General features: G+C 56.5%; 13 protein-coding genes. 7 read left to right on the top strand and 6 right to left on the bottom strand.

Annotated elements, in window-relative coordinates; all coding sequences use genetic code 11:
* Position 1: 1 nt before the first annotated feature.
* Together DW58_RS05015 and mdcH are read left to right on the top strand one after the other, a co-directional pair.
* The gene (locus tag DW58_RS05015) at positions 2 to 610 is read left to right on the top strand and encodes a malonate decarboxylase holo-ACP synthase (RefSeq protein WP_412778446.1); all 609 of its coding nucleotides are present in this window, start codon (positions 2 to 4) and stop codon (positions 608 to 610) included.
* Positions 611 to 1,516 carry a malonate decarboxylase subunit epsilon gene (gene mdcH / locus DW58_RS05010; RefSeq protein ID WP_024550345.1) on the top strand — a complete coding sequence of 302 codons (906 nt, stop codon included), beginning with the start codon at positions 611 to 613 and terminating at the stop codon, positions 1,514 to 1,516.
* Position 1,517: 1 nt separating this feature from the next.
* Here mdcH and DW58_RS05005 read toward each other — a convergent pair whose 3' ends face one another.
* Together DW58_RS05005 and DW58_RS05000 are read right to left on the bottom strand one after the other, a co-directional pair.
* Positions 1,518 to 2,453 carry a LysR family transcriptional regulator gene (locus tag DW58_RS05005; RefSeq protein ID WP_024550344.1) on the bottom strand — a complete coding sequence of 312 codons (936 nt, stop codon included), beginning with the start codon at positions 2,451 to 2,453 and terminating at the stop codon, positions 1,518 to 1,520.
* The gene (locus DW58_RS05000) at positions 2,450 to 2,863 is read right to left on the bottom strand and encodes an ASCH domain-containing protein (protein ID WP_409371878.1); all 414 of its coding nucleotides are present in this window, start codon (positions 2,861 to 2,863) and stop codon (positions 2,450 to 2,452) included. The genes DW58_RS05005 and DW58_RS05000 overlap by 4 nt, the downstream gene beginning before the upstream one ends.
* Positions 2,864 to 3,349: 486 nt before the next feature.
* On the opposite strand from DW58_RS05000, the gene mdtJ reads away from it, so the two are divergent.
* From mdtJ to DW58_RS04985, 3 genes are all read left to right on the top strand, one after another.
* Positions 3,350 to 3,712, top strand: a complete 363-nt coding sequence (gene mdtJ / locus DW58_RS04995; protein ID WP_152977156.1) for a multidrug/spermidine efflux SMR transporter subunit MdtJ — start codon at positions 3,350 to 3,352, stop codon at positions 3,710 to 3,712.
* Positions 3,699 to 4,028 carry a multidrug/spermidine efflux SMR transporter subunit MdtI gene (mdtI, locus tag DW58_RS04990; protein WP_024550341.1) on the top strand — a complete coding sequence of 110 codons (330 nt, stop codon included), beginning with the start codon at positions 3,699 to 3,701 and terminating at the stop codon, positions 4,026 to 4,028. The genes mdtJ and mdtI overlap by 14 nt, the downstream gene beginning before the upstream one ends.
* Before the next feature lie 119 nt (positions 4,029 to 4,147).
* Positions 4,148 to 6,307, top strand: coding sequence for a putative bifunctional diguanylate cyclase/phosphodiesterase (locus DW58_RS04985; protein WP_024550340.1), 2,160 nt, complete (start codon positions 4,148 to 4,150; stop codon positions 6,305 to 6,307).
* On the opposite strand, the gene DW58_RS04980 is transcribed toward DW58_RS04985, so the two are convergent.
* The 4 genes from DW58_RS04980 to DW58_RS04970 all read right to left on the bottom strand — a co-directional run bounded on the left by DW58_RS04980 (position 6,304) and on the right by DW58_RS04970 (position 9,432).
* The gene (locus DW58_RS04980; RefSeq protein ID WP_024550339.1) at positions 6,304 to 7,131 is read right to left on the bottom strand and encodes a trypsin-like serine peptidase; all 828 of its coding nucleotides are present in this window, start codon (positions 7,129 to 7,131) and stop codon (positions 6,304 to 6,306) included. The two genes, DW58_RS04985 and DW58_RS04980, sit on opposite strands and share 4 nt — an antisense overlap.
* 103 nt (positions 7,132 to 7,234) lie before the next feature.
* The gene (gene ydgU, locus DW58_RS21640; protein WP_459565199.1) at positions 7,235 to 7,315 is read right to left on the bottom strand and encodes a small membrane protein YdgU; all 81 of its coding nucleotides are present in this window, start codon (positions 7,313 to 7,315) and stop codon (positions 7,235 to 7,237) included.
* A gap of 103 nt (positions 7,316 to 7,418) precedes the next feature.
* Entirely contained in the window at positions 7,419 to 7,796 is a 378-nt protein-coding gene (asr, locus tag DW58_RS20615; RefSeq protein WP_024550737.1) for an acid resistance repetitive basic protein Asr, read from the bottom strand.
* Positions 7,797 to 7,947: 151 nt separating this feature from the next.
* On the bottom strand, positions 7,948 to 9,432 hold the full coding sequence (locus DW58_RS04970; protein WP_024550738.1) for a carboxypeptidase M32: 1,485 nt from the start codon (positions 9,430 to 9,432) through the stop codon (positions 7,948 to 7,950).
* 183 nt (positions 9,433 to 9,615) lie between these two features.
* On the opposite strand from DW58_RS04970, the gene DW58_RS04965 reads away from it, so the two are divergent.
* Both DW58_RS04965 and DW58_RS04960 read left to right on the top strand, forming a co-directional pair.
* Complete coding sequence (locus DW58_RS04965) at positions 9,616 to 10,185, top strand: hypothetical protein (RefSeq protein ID WP_024550739.1); 570 nt, start codon at positions 9,616 to 9,618, stop codon at positions 10,183 to 10,185.
* A gap of 611 nt (positions 10,186 to 10,796) precedes the next feature.
* Positions 10,797 to 16,688 carry a DUF3320 domain-containing protein gene (locus DW58_RS04960; RefSeq protein WP_024550354.1) on the top strand — a complete coding sequence of 1,964 codons (5,892 nt, stop codon included), beginning with the start codon at positions 10,797 to 10,799 and terminating at the stop codon, positions 16,686 to 16,688.
* Positions 16,689 to 17,231: the final 543 nt, after the last annotated feature.

Here is a 17,231-nt window from a genome sequence, read left to right as displayed (position 1 = left end):
GATGACGCCACGTCCACACGACCTGCTCTGGCTGCGCGACCGCGCCTCGCTACAGGGCATTACCGACCCCTGGGTTAATACGCAGTGGCACTGCGGCCTGCCGGTGGTGGTGCGACGTGACGTGGACGGCGAAAACGTGCCGGTCGGGGTGCGCGGGCTGCGCCGCGACCAGCGCGCTGCCGGCTGGGTGGCGCGCGATGCGGTAACCCGGCGCGTCACGCCGGAGAGCCTGACCGATCTGGCGCTGTTGCTCAATTCGCCGTTCGTCTCCCAGCCACCGGTGCAGGCTGGCATCCAGCTGGCGCAGCACGCCTGGCCGTGGCCCTGGGGGATTACCGGCAGCGTCGGCTACGCGCTGGCCACCGACATTCCGGTGCTGCACGCCGACAGCGATCTCGATCTGACCCTGCGCGCCCCCGCGCCGCTGCAACCGGCGCAGTTTGCCGGCTGGCAGGCGCTGATCGCCCGGCTGCTGTGCCGGGCCGATACCCAGGTGGAAACGCCGAACGGCGCGTTCTCCCTGAACGAGTGGCTGCGGGACGGGCGGGTACTGCTGAAAACCAATCAGGGGCCGCGTCTGGTGAGCGACCCCTGGCACAGGGAGGCATAAATGAAAATCGTCATGACCTTTCCCGGTCAGGGCACCCAGCGTGCAGGCATGCTGGAACACCTGAAAACCAGCGACGCCTGGCGTGAAGCGCGTGAGGTGCTGGGCGACGAACTGGAGACCCTCGATACGCCTGAAGCGCTGCGTCACACCCGGGCGGTGCAGCTGGCGCTGCTGATAGCCGGTGTGGCGGGCGCACGTGCGCTGGCGGCACGCGGCGTAACGCCGGATATCGTCAGCGGGCTGTCGATCGGTGCCTATCCGGCGGCGGTCATTGCCGGGGCGCTGGCCTACGACGATGCGTTAAGGCTGGTGGCGCTGCGCGGCGATCTGATGGAGCAGGCGTGGCCTGAGGGGTACGGGCTGACGGCGATCGTCGGCCTGCGCCAGCCGCAGGTTGAAACACTGCTGGCGGGCAGCGGGGCCTACCTCGCCAATCTCAACGCGGAAACCCAGATTGTGATTGCCGGGAGCGACGCGCAGATGGCCGCCGTGGGCAAGGCGGCGCTGGCGATGGGCGCCAGTAAGGTGAACCGTCTGGCGGTCAGCGTGCCGTCGCACTGCGCGCTGCTCAATGAGCCAGCGCAGAAGCTGGCCCGGGCCTTTGATAAGGTGACGCTGACGCGCCCGAGGTGCGCCTACCTGAGCGGCAGCAGCGCGCGCGTGCTGTGGCAGCCAGAGAGGATCGCCGACGATCTGGCATTTAACATGGCGCGCACCGTGCGCTGGCAGGAGGCGATGATCGCCGCCAGGGAGCGGGAAGGGCGACTGGCCATCGAAATGCCGCCGGGCGGCGTGTTGACCTGCCTGACGCGGCAGGCGGGCTGGGAGGGGGAGAGCATCTCACTCGAACGCAGCGGCATTGACGTGGCGGTGCATCTGGCAAACCGGATGCGCCAGCAGGCCTGACTCAGGCCGGTTTATCCTGGCGGCTCAGGGCGAACATGCGGCCTTCGGCCGCCAGCGCCAGCAGGTTTGGATCGCGCTCGCGGTTGTGGGCGAAGACAATCGCAATCTGCTGACGCATCTGGTACGGCTCCGCCAGCTTCAGCAGCTGGAGCTTGTCCTCATACAGGGTTTTCATGCGTCCTGGCACCAGCGACAGCCCGACCCCGGCCTGCACCAGGCTCAGCATCGAGAAAATATCATTTACCCGCGCCACGATGTCCGGCTCAAACCCGGCGACGTGGCACGCTTCCTGAAAGCCCGCGTAGGTGGCAAACCCTTCTGCCAGCGAGACAAACTTGCGGTCGCTGTAGTCGCGCAGATCCACCACGTCGCGCTCGACGTTAGCCTGCTCAAGCGGCGCGGCCAGCCAGATATCGTCGTGAAACAGGGGGATAACGTCCAGGGTCTTCGGGTCGATATGCACTTCCGACACTGAAATCAGGATCGCATCCAGCAGGCCATCCTCCAGTTTATTGAGCAGCACCTGGTTTGACCCCATAGTGAGATCCATCTCCAGCTCGGGACGCCGCAGCTTCATGCCCATGATCAGGTGCGGAACGGTTTGCAGCGTCAGGGAGTAGAGCGTGCCGACCCGCAGCCGCCCCTGGCCGACGCCGGCGATACGCCGCGTCTCCTCCAGCCCGCGCGCCATCAGCTGCGTGACCTCTTTGCTGTATTCAAACAGCGTCCAGGCGGCGGGGAGGGGAACCAGGTTGCGTCCTTTATGGGTGAACAGCGGGCAGCGCAGTCCCTCTTCAAGGGTATGCAGCGCGCGATGGACGCTGACGGCGCTGATATCCAGCGCCTCGGCGGTGCGGGCAATGTTGCCGCGCTCCATAAAGGCCATAAAGATAGCGAGCTTGCGGAACGTCAGCTCGCTGTCGATGGCGACACTCACGACAGGGTCTCGATAAGCGCAAACTCGTCGAAGATCAGCTCCATGTCGGGAGAGAAGCAGCCCGCGCGGGTAAAGAAGGTTTCGTGGCCGTCGCGCCAGTAGGCGAGGCTTTTATCCCCTTCGCCTTCCAGCGCTGCCAGCTCCGGCGTTACGTCGCAGTAACGCACCAGTCGCAGGGTGTGGGTACGGATGACGCAGGCCGGTTCACCGGCGCCGTTTAAAATGATGTGGTAGTCCCCCGGGACGACCTTAAACCCTTCTTCATTGAAGGCGCTGGCCGCACTGCAGGTGGCGCGCTTGTCGCCGTGGATCACGTAGTTGAGCAGTTCATCCGCCAGTTCTGGCGAGTCGCCGAACGCCCAGACGTGGGCGCCGGGATAGCGTTCTTTCAGCGAGGTAAGCTGGTCCATATTAATGACTCCGGATAATGATTATTGTTGTTAACAGGATAATAACGGCTGGCGGCATAATAATGCTACTATTTTTCCTTTATCTGCATGCGCATGCAGGATTAGATGAAAAAAGCGTGAAGCAACCTTAATTAATGCATTAACAAAAAGATAACGCCACGTAAATAATTTAAAATGTTTTGAGTAAATACCTGGCTTATGGTAAAAAACAGGCGTGTTTAACTACCGGGGACATTATTCATCCGCAATGACGAGAAGCAACACCGCGGATAACTTGTAATTATATGGATAAGCAATTCAGGACGCTCTTTTCTACCCAATCTGCTCTACCTCCTTCTGTTTTCTCGCCCTGTGGCGAGCACTACTGGCACGCCGCGCTTTAGTATCCTCTCCTGTTCACCTTTGATTTTTGCCGTTAAGGCCTGGCTGTGGCCCGTTTAAATACGGACGAAACGCTGGGTATATTATTTCTCGCTCAGGAGAAGCATCGTGTTTTACTGGATATTATTGGGTCTGGCGATCGTCGCAGAAATTACCGGCACACTGGCTATGAAATGGGCCAGCGTCAGCGACGGCAGCGGCGGTTTTATTTTAATGCTGGTGATGATTTCCACCTCCTATATTTTTCTGGCGTTTTCCATTAAGCGCATCGCCCTCGGCGTGGCATACGCCTTGTGGGAGGGAATCGGTATTGTGCTGATTACCCTGTTCAGCGTCTGGCTGTTTGACGAGAGCCTGTCGGGGATGAAACTCGCCGGCATCGCCACGCTAATCGCCGGCATTCTGCTGATTAAATCGGGAAGCAGCATGCCGCGCAGCGGCAGGGGAGATCGCCATGTCGCCCTTTGAGTGGACGCACGCGCTGTGGCTGGGCGCCGCCATCGCGCTGGAAATTCTCGCCAATATTCTGCTGAAGTTCTCCGACGGTTTTCGCCGCCTCGGCTATGGGGCGCTGTCGCTGGTGGCGGTGCTGGCCGCCTTCAGCGCGCTTTCCCAGGCGGTGAAGGGCATTGACCTCTCCGTGGCCTACGCCCTGTGGGGCGGCTTCGGGGTAGCGGCGACCATCGCCGCAGGCTGGGTGATGTTCGGCCAGCGCCTGAACCGCAAAGGCTGGATTGGCCTGGCGCTGCTGCTGGCCGGCATGGTAATGATCAAACTCGCCTGAACGATTTGCCGCCTCACCAGGCGGCGAAATTGCCGCGATGAAGTACTATTAATACACAAGTGTTAACAAGTTGTTTCATACTTACGTCTTATTGACATCCACAGGCGAGAGCGCGGCGAATGCATAAACCGTTTAGCTGGCGCACCGTGTCCACCGCGCGTGCGCTGTTTGTTATGATTTTTATGGCCGGTATCGGCCTGACTCTCTCTATCGTAGCGCTGCTCTACCTCTCGCTTAATCTCATCAGTGCCAAAACCAACGAAATCGACGAGCAGCGCTCGGCGCTCTCGGTGCAGGGAGCGCTGCAGACCTCGGTCAATAAGATGTGGGCGCTGGTGATCGATAACGCCGTCTGGGATGACGCGGTGCGTCAGGTCTATCGCCCGACCCTCGATCACAGCTGGCTGTATAACACCTGGGGGGCGGGAGATAAGATCAATAACCTCTATGACGGCACCTTCGTGCTGGACGAGAACTTCCGCGTGCTGTGGGGCGCGTTTCGCAGCGAGCCGTTCCAGGCCCGGGACCTGACCTTTCTCGGCAGCGGCTTTCAGGCGCTGGTGGATCGCTACGCGACGGCGCTGCGCGACGACAAGTTTATCTATGCCGGCATCACCCGCACCGATGCCGGGGTAGCGTTTGTCGGCATCGGCCTGATCCGCCCGATGAACGGCCGTTTGCAGGTTAACGACCGCACCCGCCGCTATCTGGTGATCACCCGCCATCTCAATAGCGCGATGTTGCACGATCTGGGCAATACCTTTCAGATAGAAAATCTGACCTGGCGCACCCACCGGCCTGACGCGTCAGGCATTCCGCTGCACAGCGCCGCCGGCGAGACGCTCGGCTATCTCAACTGGACACCGCGCCAGCCGGGAATGCAGGCGGCGAAAGCGGCGTCGGATGACATCGCGCGCATCGTTGCGCTGGCGGCGGCGCTGATCGCGCTGTTTATCACCCTGAGCAGCGTCGGGCTCTACAAGCTGGCGCGCGGTGAAAAGCTGGCCCGCGAGCTGGCGATGACCGACTGGCTCAGCCATCTGCCCAACCGGCGGGCGCTGATTGAGCGGCTGGAGGCGGTAAGCCAGAGCGACCCGGCCGACATCACCTGCATGGTGTTTATCGATCTCGACGGCTTTAAGGACGTCAACGACATCTACGGTCACGCGGTGGGCGACAAGCTGATCGTGCTGATCGCTAACCGGCTGCGTGCGATGGCGCCCCCGGACAGCATGCTGGCCCGGCTTGGCGGGGACGAGTTTGCCCTGGCGCTGGGCGGGAGCGATGCCGGGGAGCGGGCCGCGGCGTTTGCCGGCGGCGTACTCGACGCGCTCAATCAGCCGCTGCGGGTTGGCGAGCGTACGCTGCATATCGGCGCCAGTATCGGGATTGCCTCCGGTTCGCTGGCGGAGTGCAGCAGTTCGGAGCTGTTCCGCCGGGCCGACATTGCGATGTATCACTCCAAGGTCACCGGGAAAGGGCGCATTACCCACTACGATGCCGAGCTGAACAACGCCCGCGAGCACCAGCTGCGCATTGAAAACGACATTCGCGACGGGCTGCTGCGCAATGAGTTTGACGTCTGGTATCAGCCGATTGTCGATGCCCGCAGCCTGGCGACCATCGGCGTGGAGGCGCTGGTACGCTGGCCGCGCCGTCCGGCCGGGGCGCTGCCGCCGGATGAGTTTATCGGCATCGCGGAAACCAGCGGGCTGATTTACGCCCTCGGCCAGTTCGTGCTGCGCCGCGCCTGCCACGATCTGCTGCCGTTCAGCGATCTGAAGCTGTCGGTCAATATCTCCCCGGCCCAGTTCCGTGACCCGGAGTTTGAAAACAAAGTGGCCGGGGTGATTACCGGCAGCGGATTCCCGGCCCACCGTCTGCAGCTGGAAGTTACCGAAACCTACGTGCTGGAGAACCCGGAGCGGGCGCGGGCGGCGATCACCAACCTGAAAGGGCTGGGCACCGCGGTGGCGCTGGACGACTTTGGCACCGGCTACTCGAGCATCGGCTATCTGCGGCGCTTTAACTTTGACACCATCAAGATCGACAAATCGCTGGCCGGGCTGATTGATACCGACGAGCAGGCGGCGGCGCTGGTGGGCGGCACCATCCGCATCGCCAGCGCGCTGGGCATGGCGGTCACCGCCGAAGGGATTGAGAATGAAAAGCAGATGAAGCTGCTGCGCCTGGCGGGCTGCGACCAGCTACAGGGCTACTGGTTTAGCGAACCGATGCCGATTGAGGATCTGCGCAGCCTGCGCCAGCAGCACGGTTAAGGAGCCTGCTGGGCGAGGGATTCCAGCTCGCCGTGAAAACCGGTGACGGCAATCGCCCGGTTGTCGGCGCGGTAGCGATCTTTCGCCGCCGGGGCCGAGCTCTGTACGCCAATCACCTGCCAGCCGTTGTCGGTGCTAAGCATCAGCGGCGAGCCGCTGTCGCCGGGCAGCGTATCGCACTGGTGGGAGAGCACGCTGCGCTGCGCCCAGCCGGTCACCACGCAGTTCTGGTGGCTCCAGAGGCCGTCGAGGTGATCCTGCGGATAGCCTGCCTGGGTGACCCGGCGCTGCTGGGTCTTCAGGGCCGCGGTCAGATCGCTGCGCGAGCCGTCAAACAGCGGCAGGGGGGTAATGCCCGACGGCGGATTGCGCAGCACCACCAGGCCAAAATCGTACGGGGCGGCGGAGGAAGGGACGATCCAGCCGTCACCGTCCGGCTTCAGGCGGCGGCCCAGCGAGGCGTCCACCCGGCCTTCAATATCGTGAATCTCATAGCGCCAGCCCCCTTTACGCGCCACAAAGCGCAGCACTACCGCGCGGTCGGGCGTACCGTCAGGCGGGCTTAGCAGGCAGTGTCCGGCGGTCAGCGCCAGGTGCGGGGAGATAAGCGTCGCGGTGCAGAGGTTGCCGCTGGCGGTTTCCAGCTGACCGATAGCGTCCCAGGGCGCGTCGGTCGGGTCCTGCACGGCGGTTCGATCGTCCTTACCAAAAAACAGCGTGGTCACGTCACTGCTACTCATTTCACTGTCGCCGCCGTCATCGGCGTGGGCAAAAAAGGCGGACAGGCAAAGCGATCCCAGAAAAATCACAACGGTTTTACGCATATCACTCTCTGTGGGGGCAATTATGATTATTAAAGTAAACCCTGTGGCTTAACTATAGACGGGACGCGGAAAAAAAGGGATGAAATCAGCGCGCTACGGCGACTCAAAGATAGAAACTGGCCGCCACGGCACCGCAGCAGATCAGTAGTAGCAGAAGCAGTTCGAACTGATGGCGACGAAACATGGGCGGCCTCCGAAAAAGCGTCTCTGGCGCGGCACACGGCGGTCCCGGGGATGAACCGCCTGATCCTTGCCTGCGCCAGAGACGAACTCAGTTCACGAGGGGATTATGCAGCTGGCTGGGCAGCAGGTGCAGCAGCCGGGGCGGCAGCGGCGTGGGCCGGTTTCTTATGGTGTTTTTTGGCAGCCTGGGCTTTCTGTGCCGCCGGCTTCTGCTCAGTCACGGTCGCTTTTTTGTGATGCTTTTTCGCAGCCTGGGCTTTCTGCTCTACCGGTTTCTGCTCGGCAGGCTTCGCCGCCGCTTTTTTGTGGTGCTTTTTCGCAGCCTGAGCTTTCTGCTCAACGGCGTGTTTTTTGTGGTGGGTGGTGGTCTTGGCCACGGACGTCTGGGTAGCGGACGCCGGTGCGGTAGCGGTGTCGGCAGCGAACGCGGCGGAAGACAGACCCATAGCAGCGGCAACAACCAGAGCTAATACTTTTTTCATGGTGAATCCCTCAAATTGGTTTTGGTTTCAACCCCACTGCGGGGCCGTTGAAAGCAACTATAGGGGGATGCACCACGGGGTTCAGTGAGTGATTGGTATCGGCGTGTAACGGATTGTACAGCGCCGGGGGAGGCCCCCCGGCGGCAGGGGATCAGAGGTAGCGTGCCTCTAAATGCTGGCGGAAGTAGCGCGGGTTGAGATCCTCGCCGGTGGCGTTGGTAATCAGCGCCGAGGTCGAGAAGCGGCTGCCGTGCTGCCAGATGTTCTGACGCAGCCAGTCGAACAGCGCACCGAAGTCGCCGCGGCTGATGTCGTCATCCAGCGTTGGCAGTGCGCGTCGGGCGGCGTGGAACAGCTGCGCGGCGTACATCGCTCCAAGGGTGTAGGACGGGAAGTAGCCGAAGCCGCCGTCAGTCCAGTGGATATCCTGCATACAGCCGTTGCGATAGTTGCCTTTGGTGGAAAGCCCCAGCCACGCCTGCATTTTTTCATCCCACAGCGCCGGGATGTCCTCCACTTCAATGTCACCGTCGATCAGCGCCCGCTCAATTTCATAGCGCAGCACGATGTGCGCCGGGTAGCTCACCTCGTCGGCATCGACGCGGATATAACCCGGCTTCACGCGCTGGTTCCAGGCGATATAGTTCTGCGCCTCAAACGCCGGCTGGTTGCCGAAACGGCTGACGATCTGCGGCAGCAGGCGCGTCAGGAACGCTTCGCTGCGCCCGAGCTGCATCTCAAAGAACAGGCTCTGGGATTCGTGAATGGCGGTAGAGCGGGCGAGGGCGACCGGCTGGCCAAGCCACTCGCGCGGCAGGTTCTGCTCATAACGCGCGTGCCCGGTCTCGTGTACCACACCGAACAGGGCGCTGAACAGCTCCTGCTCGTCATAGCGGGTGGTAATGCGCACGTCTTCCGGCACGCCGCCGCAGAACGGGTGGGCGCTGACGTCAAGCCGCCCGGCGTCGAAGTCGAACCCCAGCAGCCTCATGGCATCAAGGCCCAGCTCGCGCTGCGTCTCCACCGGGAACGGCCCGGTCGGGGCGATAAGGCTGGCGGACGCCTGCTTGTCGGTCACCTTCTCAAGCAGCGACGGCAGCCAGCTTTTCAGATCGGCGAACAGCACGTCGAGGCGGGCGCTGGTCATGTCCGGCTCGAAGATGTCCAGCAGCGCGTCATAGCGTGAGCCACCCTTTGCCTCTGCGCGCAGGCGCGCCTCTTCGCGGCTGAGCTTCACCACCTCTTTCAGATTGGCCGAGAACCCCTCCCAGTCGTTGTTCGGACGCTGGGTGCGCCAGGCGTGTTCGCACTTGCTGCCCGCCAGGCTTTTGGCTTCCACCAGCGACTCCGGCAGCAGCACCGCCTGCTGATAATGACGCTGCATCTCGCGCAGGTTGGCGCGCTCCACGTCGTTCAGGTTCTCCTGTTCGGCAGCGGTAAGCCACTGGCCGACCTGCTTGTCGGTCAGGATCTGATGCTGCAATACGCCGATCTCCGCCAGAGCGGCCCCGCGCGCGGCGCTGCCCGCCGGCGGCATCATGGCGAACATGTCCCAGCTGGCGATAGCCGAGAGGTGCGAGAAGTGGGAAAGCCGGGCGAAAGTGCGGGTAAGGTTCTGATAATGCGTGTTTTCCATAGGGCCTCATCTCAGTGGCGTGCTTTTTTCTGAAGGTAGCATTATGCGGGCGGAAAGACGAGGGGCGACAGGACTGGCGGTTAACCTGGCTTACAACACGAATGAAATGGTGTATAGAGAAGAACGACTTATGCGTCAGGCGGTGCGGTAAATGCCTGAGAACCTCAACAAGGAAAGGCTGCAATGTTGAAATACTTATCGCTGTTGGCAGGGATGGTGCTGGTGGGTTGTACCAGCGCGCTCAATTTACCGCCCACCGATACCATCGTGGCGATCAAACCGATCGAGTCCGGCATCATCGCCAGCTCGGCGAAGTACAGTTACCGTTTCTTCCGCAACGGCGTCCCGCAGGAGTACCAGCGCTATAAAACGTTTTATGACCGCTTTCACCAGCAGGCCGCCGGCGTGCGGGTCAACTTCGTGGTGGAGAATCATGAAGTGACAGCGGAGTACCTGGTGGTAATGGATAAGCGCAAGCTGGATGCCACTCAGCAGGAGACGCTGGTCAAACAGTATCACGCGACGCCGATCGACGGGGATCGCCTCGGGGTGGTATTTAAAGCCAGCGGATTCTGGTCATCCTCTTACGCCCCGGAGCTGGCTGCGCCTTACAGGCTGGAGCAACCCGTGGTTGTGGCGATCAATGATAAAACCCAAACCGTCAGCACCCTCGGCGCTATCGCCCTGATACCGCTTGTCCCGCTGTTTCCGCTGTACATGATGTACGGGTGCGCGAAGGGGCCGTGTGTGTGAGTGAGAAGGGGGGGGGCGCGGGTGGCCGGGCGTTACGTAGTTTGGCGTTAAGGGTGTGGGGGGCCGCCTGGAGTGAGGGCGGACGTTCGGCATTTAACAAAAGCATAAATAAGAGCGGTGTCAGTTAAACAGCAAGGGGTAAGTCAAGGGATATATTCAGTTTCCATCAGTCAATTTTTCAATATATTATATCGAATATCACCACTTTTTGACTCTTTTTGTTGTGATTTTTTTCAGTAGCATTATTAAATTAAATAAAAAACCCTATTTATCATAAGTATATGATTTTCTAAAATTGCTAAACCACTTCAAAATACTGGGCTGCCTTAATCTATAGATCATGTTCTCTTAATACTTTATGTTAGGAAGATATCAAGACGATTCTTAGGAATGCCCTCTTGACGACAGAAGAAGTATGCATTGATTTTTACAATCACTGCCTTTCGCCTCAACCTTATCCGCGAATGATGCTTCCTGAACTTGCGCGCCTATTGTGATACTTGCCGCCAAAGCAATGAAATTGCTGATGCTTCCTTCCTGTTCAATGCGCCTCCTGTCGTCAACATTACAGAGCATATTTAAGTGATTTCCTCTCAAGGAGAACTATTTTCATGGGTATAAAAGCGCAGGTGAGTATCGCGCCCAAGCTGGGATTCACATCACACCAGAATGCAGTTCCGATGTTACGTGAGCTTGTCTTGCATAATGAATCTGAAGAGACATTTCAGGATCTGACGCTACACCTGCGGACCGCGCCAGCTGTGCTCGAAGAAAAAAAATGGAATATCGATCGCCTGCTTCCCGGTACTTCATTAGATATCAGGGATCGGGATATCAAACTTAATGCCGAATGGCTCGCCGAACTGACCGAAACTGTAATCTGTGAAGTCACCCTAAGTTTGCGCCAGGGTGAAGACGAACTCTTCATTACCCATTATCCGCTTGAAGCTCTTGCGAAAAATGAATGGGGCGGCAGTGCAATGATTGAATTGCTACCTTCATTTATCATTCCTAATGATCCGGCGGTTGATCGTGTACTCAAGGCAACCTCTGATGTTCTTCGCTGGGCGGGCAAGGATGACGCTCTTAATGGTTATGAAAATAAGTCGAGAACTCGTGTCTGGGAAGTTACCTCAGCTCTCTGGACTGCGGTCTGCAACCTTAATATCAGTTATGCCCTTCCCCCAGCCAGTTTTGAACGCAATGGACAGAAAATTCGCACGCCAGGTGCCATCCTGGAAGGAAGAGTCGCAACCTGTCTGGATACAACCTTATTGTTTGCTTCTGCACTGGAACAACTTGGTTTGAATTCACTGCTAATGCTTAGCGAAGGTCATGCATTTGCCGGTGTCTGGTTACAACCTCAGGAATTTTCGCAGCTAGTGACAGAAGACGTCACAGCTGTGCGCAAACGTGTTGACCTGAAAGAAATGGTTGTATTTGAGACAACACTCGCGACCAGAGCTCACCCGCCTTCATTTACACAGGCATCTGATGAGGCGTTAAAGCATCTTAACGAGGATGTTTTTCACGCAGCCATTGATTCCCGTCGCGCGCGGATGCAGAGAATCCGGCCACTGGCTCTGGGTGTTACCCGCCTGGAAGACCAACCGGATTCCGGTGAGGTTACTTTGCATGGGTTTGAGGACGCTCCTTCTCTCCCTGATTTTGACATCGATATAGAGACTACTGGCGAAAAAGAAGCCGGGGGGCGGCTGGTACAGTGGCAACGAAAACTTCTGGATTTAACAACCCGTAACCGCCTATTGCATTTGCCTGAAAGCGCTAAGGGTATTCGTTTGATTTGTGCGAATCCGGGCTATCTTGAAGATAAACTGGCTGAAGGGAAACGCATTCGCATTGTCCCGCTCCCTGATCTCGAAAGTGGCGGTCGCGATGCCGAGCTTTATCAGCAGCTTACAAACGAGAACTTGCGCGAAGAATATGCACAGGTTGCGCTGGAACGTGGAGAAGTGGTCTCCTCAATGGAAAAATACCGCCTGGAGTCATCCCTTATAGATCTCTATCGAAAATCGAAAAGTGATCTTGAGGAAGGTGGGGCCAATACCCTTTTCCTCGCTATTGGCTTCCTAAAATGGAAAAAATCCTCTGATGACTCCAAAAGTTACTCCGCCCCACTAATACTGCTACCGATTCAGCTTGACCGAAAAAGTGCGCTTTCGGGCGTTACTATGCGTTTACTTGAAGAAGAGCCTCGCTTCAACCTTACACTGCTTGAGCTGCTACATAATGACTTTGCTCTGACAATCAATGGCCTTGATGGCGATCTGCCGACGGATGAAAGTGGTGTTGATGTGGATGGCATCTGGAATATAGTACGGCGCGCTGTGCGCGATATTCCCGGTTTCGAAGTCACCCGTGAAGTCGTGATTGGTACCTTCTCATTTGCCAAATATCTGATGTGGAAAGATCTCATCGATCGTGCGCCGCAGCTTATGCAAAGTGCGCTGGTAAAGTATCTGATCGAACGCGGCCAAGAAAATGCCGTTCTGGATCAGAGCGGCGAAGTCATCAACGTTGAGCAACTCGATGATAACGTTAATACCCAAGACCTTTTCCTGCCGTTGCCAGCCGATTCCTCTCAAGTTGCTGCCGTTGTTGCATCTGCAAAAGGCAGGGATTTTGTTCTGGATGGACCACCCGGAACTGGTAAGTCGCAAACCATAGCCAACATGATTGCACATAACCTTGCCCTAGGCAGGCGCGTACTTTTTGTAGCCGAGAAGAAAGCGGCACTTGAAGTGGTCTACCGCAGGCTTGAGGCCCAGGGCCTCGGTGAATTTTGTCTGGAACTGCACTCGAGCAAAACGTCCAAGATGGATTTTCTCAAACAGCTTGAGCGGGCATGGGATGCGCGTGATCTATTGACCACCACAGAGTGGGAGGAAGAAGCGGCCAAGGTGCAGCACCTGCGTGACAAACTCAATGAGGTTGTCCGTTTGCTACATCTGCGCTGGCCAAATGGCTTAACGCTACATCAGGCAATGGGCAGGGTTATCAGGGATGCCAGTAGCGCCACACCGCACTTTACTTGGCCTGCATCGACTTTGCATTCTTCTGCAGAGATGACGCAGTTCAGAGAGATAGTAAAACGGCTTGAACTGAACCGTGATGCCTGGAAACAGTACGGCGACCATTTTGACCTCATCACTCAGTCTGATTGGACCAATGGATGGCAATCCTCTCTAATTGTTGAAGCAAACGCATTGCCAATAGCCATTGATCGTCTTGAAAACGCTACCGAGGAATTAGTTAAGGCGACGGGAGTCACTGTGGACTCTACCGAACCTGAGAGGCTGTCGCAATTAACCTCATTTTGTGAGTTATTGTCAAAAGCTTATGGCATTGATCTAAGCTTCATGTTCGCACCGGATGCCACGAACCGTATAGAATCAGCGTATAAAGCCGTTCACCTCTTGATGGAGATCGAAACGACTAAGGCTCATCTGTCCGTTACTTATCCCGGTAACAGCTGGCAGCACATCAATGTCCCACACATCAGAAATGCACTTGAAGTCGCCGACAAAAAATTCTGGTTCTTTGCTACCAGTGCCCGCAAGAGAATAATTAGTGAAGTTATCCGGCAACAATCGCTGACGTCTGCCCCCGATTTATCCGTTGATCTCCCCATCGCAGAAACTTTGCAGACATTGCTGCAACGCCTGACTGAGCTTAATTCTGTCACTACATCCCTGCCGGGATGGATTGGATTGGATACCAACGCTGCGCAGTTGCAGGCCACTCTGCAACTCGCCGAATCTATCCGCACTGCGCTGGGTGGTTTTGCTTCTTCGCCACAGCAACTGGCTGGGATCCGCACTGCGGTAAAAACCCTTATTATTGATGCCAACGATCTTCTCGGTCCTCAGGGTGTCATCTCCACCCTGACCCGGAGATTGCACATAGCAGTTGCCGATTTCAATGAATCGCAGGTTCGTTTCTGCAATCTGATAAAACCATCTGATGACAAACCATCGCTCACGGCTCTGCGTGACTGCGCACTCAATATCCTGAAACATCAGTCCGCTCTTAAAGCCTGGAGTGACTGGAGTCGTGTGCGTGAAGAAGCAATTTCTCATGGCCTGCAGCCCGTGATAAACGCGCTGGTCCATCTTGACTCAGGAGACGTAAGCGCTGCAGAGATTTTTGAAACTGCCTATTGCCGCTGGTTTGCATCTTGGATGATCGATTCAGAACCGCTGCTGCACAATTTTGTGCCGGCTGAGCATATGAGTGATATTCAGGCATACCGTACTCAAACCGATCGTTTGGCCAAATTGACGGTGCGTTACATCCGTGCCCGCTTATGTGGCGCCATTCCTGCAAAAAATGAGGTCAGTAAGCAGGGAGGGTTTGCCCTACTCAAACATGAATTACAGAAGTCCCGTCGTCATAAGCCGGTACGCCTGATGGCAGCGGAAATGGGGGATGCCATGGCCAAACTTGCTCCCTGCATGCTGATGAGTCCGCTTTCAGTTGCCCAGTTCCTGCCCTCGGATCAAGCTTTGTTTGACTTGGTAATTTTCGATGAAGCATCGCAAATTACCCCGTGGGATGCTATCGGCACTATGGCGCGTGGCAAACAGGTGGTAATCGCCGGCGATCCCCGCCAGATGCCGCCTACCAGCTTCTTTAATCGTGCAGCTAATGACACAGACGATGATACAGAAGAAGATATGGAAAGCATTCTGGATGAGTGTCTTGCTGCCGGCCTTTATAACCACAGCCTGAGCTGGCATTACCGGAGCCGTCATGAAAGCCTAATTACCTTCTCTAACCATCGTTACTATGACAGTAATCTGATTACTTTCCCTGCTTCGGAAACAAAGCAAAGCGCGGTTCAGTGGTGCAAGGTCGCAGGCGTCTACTCTAAAGGCAAAGGACGTCATAATCAGGCCGAGGCAGAAGCAATAGTTGCTGAAACGGTGAAGAGATTGACTGATAAAGACTTCATTGCGTCAGGCAAATCGATAGGCATTATCACGCTGAATACCGAACAGCAGAAACTGGTCAGCGACCTTCTTGACCGTGCCAGACAACAATATCCGGAAATTGAGCCCTTCTTCCAGTCTGAAATGGAAGAACCTGTTGTGGTTAAAAACCTCGAAACGGTTCAGGGAGATGAGCGCGATTTGATCATGCTCTGTATTGGGTACGGACCGACTGAGCCAGGCGCAAATACGATGTCGATGAATTTTGGGCCTCTTAATCGTGAGGGAGGCTGGCGCCGGCTGAATGTTGCCGTCACGCGCGCACGACAGGAAATGATGGTCTTCAGCTCGTTCGACCCTTCCTTTATCGATCTTAATCGTACCAGCGCACGCGCGGTTGCTGACCTCAAACATTTCATTGAATTCGCACAGCGCGGTCCAGTGGCTCTTGCGCAGGCAGTACGGGGATCTGTAGGCGGGTATGATTCACCATTTGAAGAAGCGGTGGCAAATGGCCTAAGAAGAAAGGGGTGGCATGTTGTCCCACAAATTGGAGTATCTCGTTTCCGTATTGATTTGGGGATCGTTCATCCGGATAAGCCTGGAGACTATCTTGTCGGTGTTGAATGTGACGGTGCAACTTACCATAGTGCAGCAACAGCACGCGATCGCGATAAAGTCCGCAGCGCTATCCTGCAGGGCTTGGGCTGGAAATTACTGCGCCTTTGGTCAACAGAATGGTGGATTGATAAAGAAGGTGCACTTGACCGGCTGGATATAGCAATACGTCGCCTGCATGAAGAATCAAGAATAACGGAAGCTACACTGCTTGCTGAAGCAGAAAAACAAAAGCAGATTGTGCCAGTCATCGCAACCTCAACTAATGATGCCAATGAAGACATACTGGTTTCTGACAATACATCTGTCGCTAATGATGAGGAAATATCTGCGTCAGTAACCACTATCAGCCCGCTTCATGCCAAAGTAAGTGAAGATGATGATGTCACTGAGCTCAAGTATGCATCTTCAGCTTCACAGGACAACGGCAAGCCTGCACACGCTGGTAAGTATATCGTCAACGATCTTCAGGAATGGCACGGCAGGGCAGATGCAGGACAATTCTATATAGCTGAATATGATGCGACACTTAAAACGCTCATTGAAGCGGTGGTGACAAATGAATCACCCATTCTGGAAACTACGCTTGTGCAACGCATAGCACGTATACATGGCTTCACTCGCGCCGGCAGATTGATACGTGAACGCGTAATGGAAATTGTTGATCAACACTATCACCTTGCAACAGATCTCTCGGGTGAGGACTTCGTCTGGCTGTCTGCAGCGCAACGTGCTGACTGGAATACGTTTCGTTTGCCTGCCACTGATAACGATATCCGCCAGGTTGACGCGATCCCCTGCGAGGAGCTACGCGCACTGGCCCTGAGTATTGATAGTGATAACAAGATACAAGAAATGACCCGTTCGCTTTGCATTAGACGCCTGTCCAGTCAAGCAAAACTAAGGCTTGAATCAATCCTTGATGTTGTTTGATGGTCAACCGTGCGGAAATCATTTTTGGTTGTTAACTATCTGAAATATATTATTATTATACTGTTTCGGGGAAAAAGTAGTTTATAATAATGTTTTTGGCATTTTGCGGCCGGATAGTATTTAAGTCGATTTCTGATACCTCCAGATGTGGTTTTCTGTATCACCAACATCGACCATTAGAACGTCCTCAAGGAGGACGCTTGGAAAACGGAAAATATCTACACTAAACGTGTTTCTTAGGCAGCATAGTAGGCAGTTCTGAGTGAGAAAGGGGAGGCGCGCGGGTGGCCTGGCGTTACATCGTGTGGTGTTGACGGTGTGGGGGGGCGCCTGGAGTGAGGGCGGACGTTCGGCATGCGTGCTGTCTGATGAAGCGTCATGCCAGTCAAGGGCGTAAGCCTGTAGCCGCTCGTCCTGATGATTATCGCTGCGGTGTGGCGCGGCAATGAAGTACGGTCCCGCTTTATAGTGCTTCCCACTTCCCTCATTTCTGCTGTCTCAACCCGTTCATCTATACTGACTGCTGCAGTGGTCATTTGCATA

Source organism: Siccibacter turicensis LMG 23730 (assembly GCF_000463155.2).
Classification (GTDB): Bacteria; Pseudomonadota; Gammaproteobacteria; order Enterobacterales; family Enterobacteriaceae; genus Siccibacter; species Siccibacter turicensis.
Note: the sequence above shows the minus strand (reverse complement) of the source record. Positions and strands in the feature narration are given on the sequence as shown.

Coding starts and splice junctions, on each gene's coding strand:
- DW58_RS05015 (WP_412778446.1), top strand. CDS start 2: ATGACGCCACGTCCACACGACCTGCTCTGGCTGCGCGACCGCGCCTCG.
- mdcH (WP_024550345.1), top strand. CDS start 611: ATGAAAATCGTCATGACCTTTCCCGGTCAGGGCACCCAGCGTGCAGGC.
- DW58_RS05000 (WP_409371878.1), bottom strand. CDS start 2,863: ATGGACCAGCTTACCTCGCTGAAAGAACGCTATCCCGGCGCCCACGTC.
- mdtI (WP_024550341.1), top strand. CDS start 3,699: ATGTCGCCCTTTGAGTGGACGCACGCGCTGTGGCTGGGCGCCGCCATC.
- DW58_RS04985 (WP_024550340.1), top strand. CDS start 4,148: ATGCATAAACCGTTTAGCTGGCGCACCGTGTCCACCGCGCGTGCGCTG.
- DW58_RS04980 (WP_024550339.1), bottom strand. CDS start 7,131: ATGCGTAAAACCGTTGTGATTTTTCTGGGATCGCTTTGCCTGTCCGCC.
- ydgU (WP_459565199.1), bottom strand. CDS start 7,315: ATGTTTCGTCGCCATCAGTTCGAACTGCTTCTGCTACTACTGATCTGC.
- asr (WP_024550737.1), bottom strand. CDS start 7,796: ATGAAAAAAGTATTAGCTCTGGTTGTTGCCGCTGCTATGGGTCTGTCT.
- DW58_RS04970 (WP_024550738.1), bottom strand. CDS start 9,432: ATGGAAAACACGCATTATCAGAACCTTACCCGCACTTTCGCCCGGCTT.
- DW58_RS04965 (WP_024550739.1), top strand. CDS start 9,616: ATGTTGAAATACTTATCGCTGTTGGCAGGGATGGTGCTGGTGGGTTGT.
- DW58_RS04960 (WP_024550354.1), top strand. CDS start 10,797: ATGGGTATAAAAGCGCAGGTGAGTATCGCGCCCAAGCTGGGATTCACA.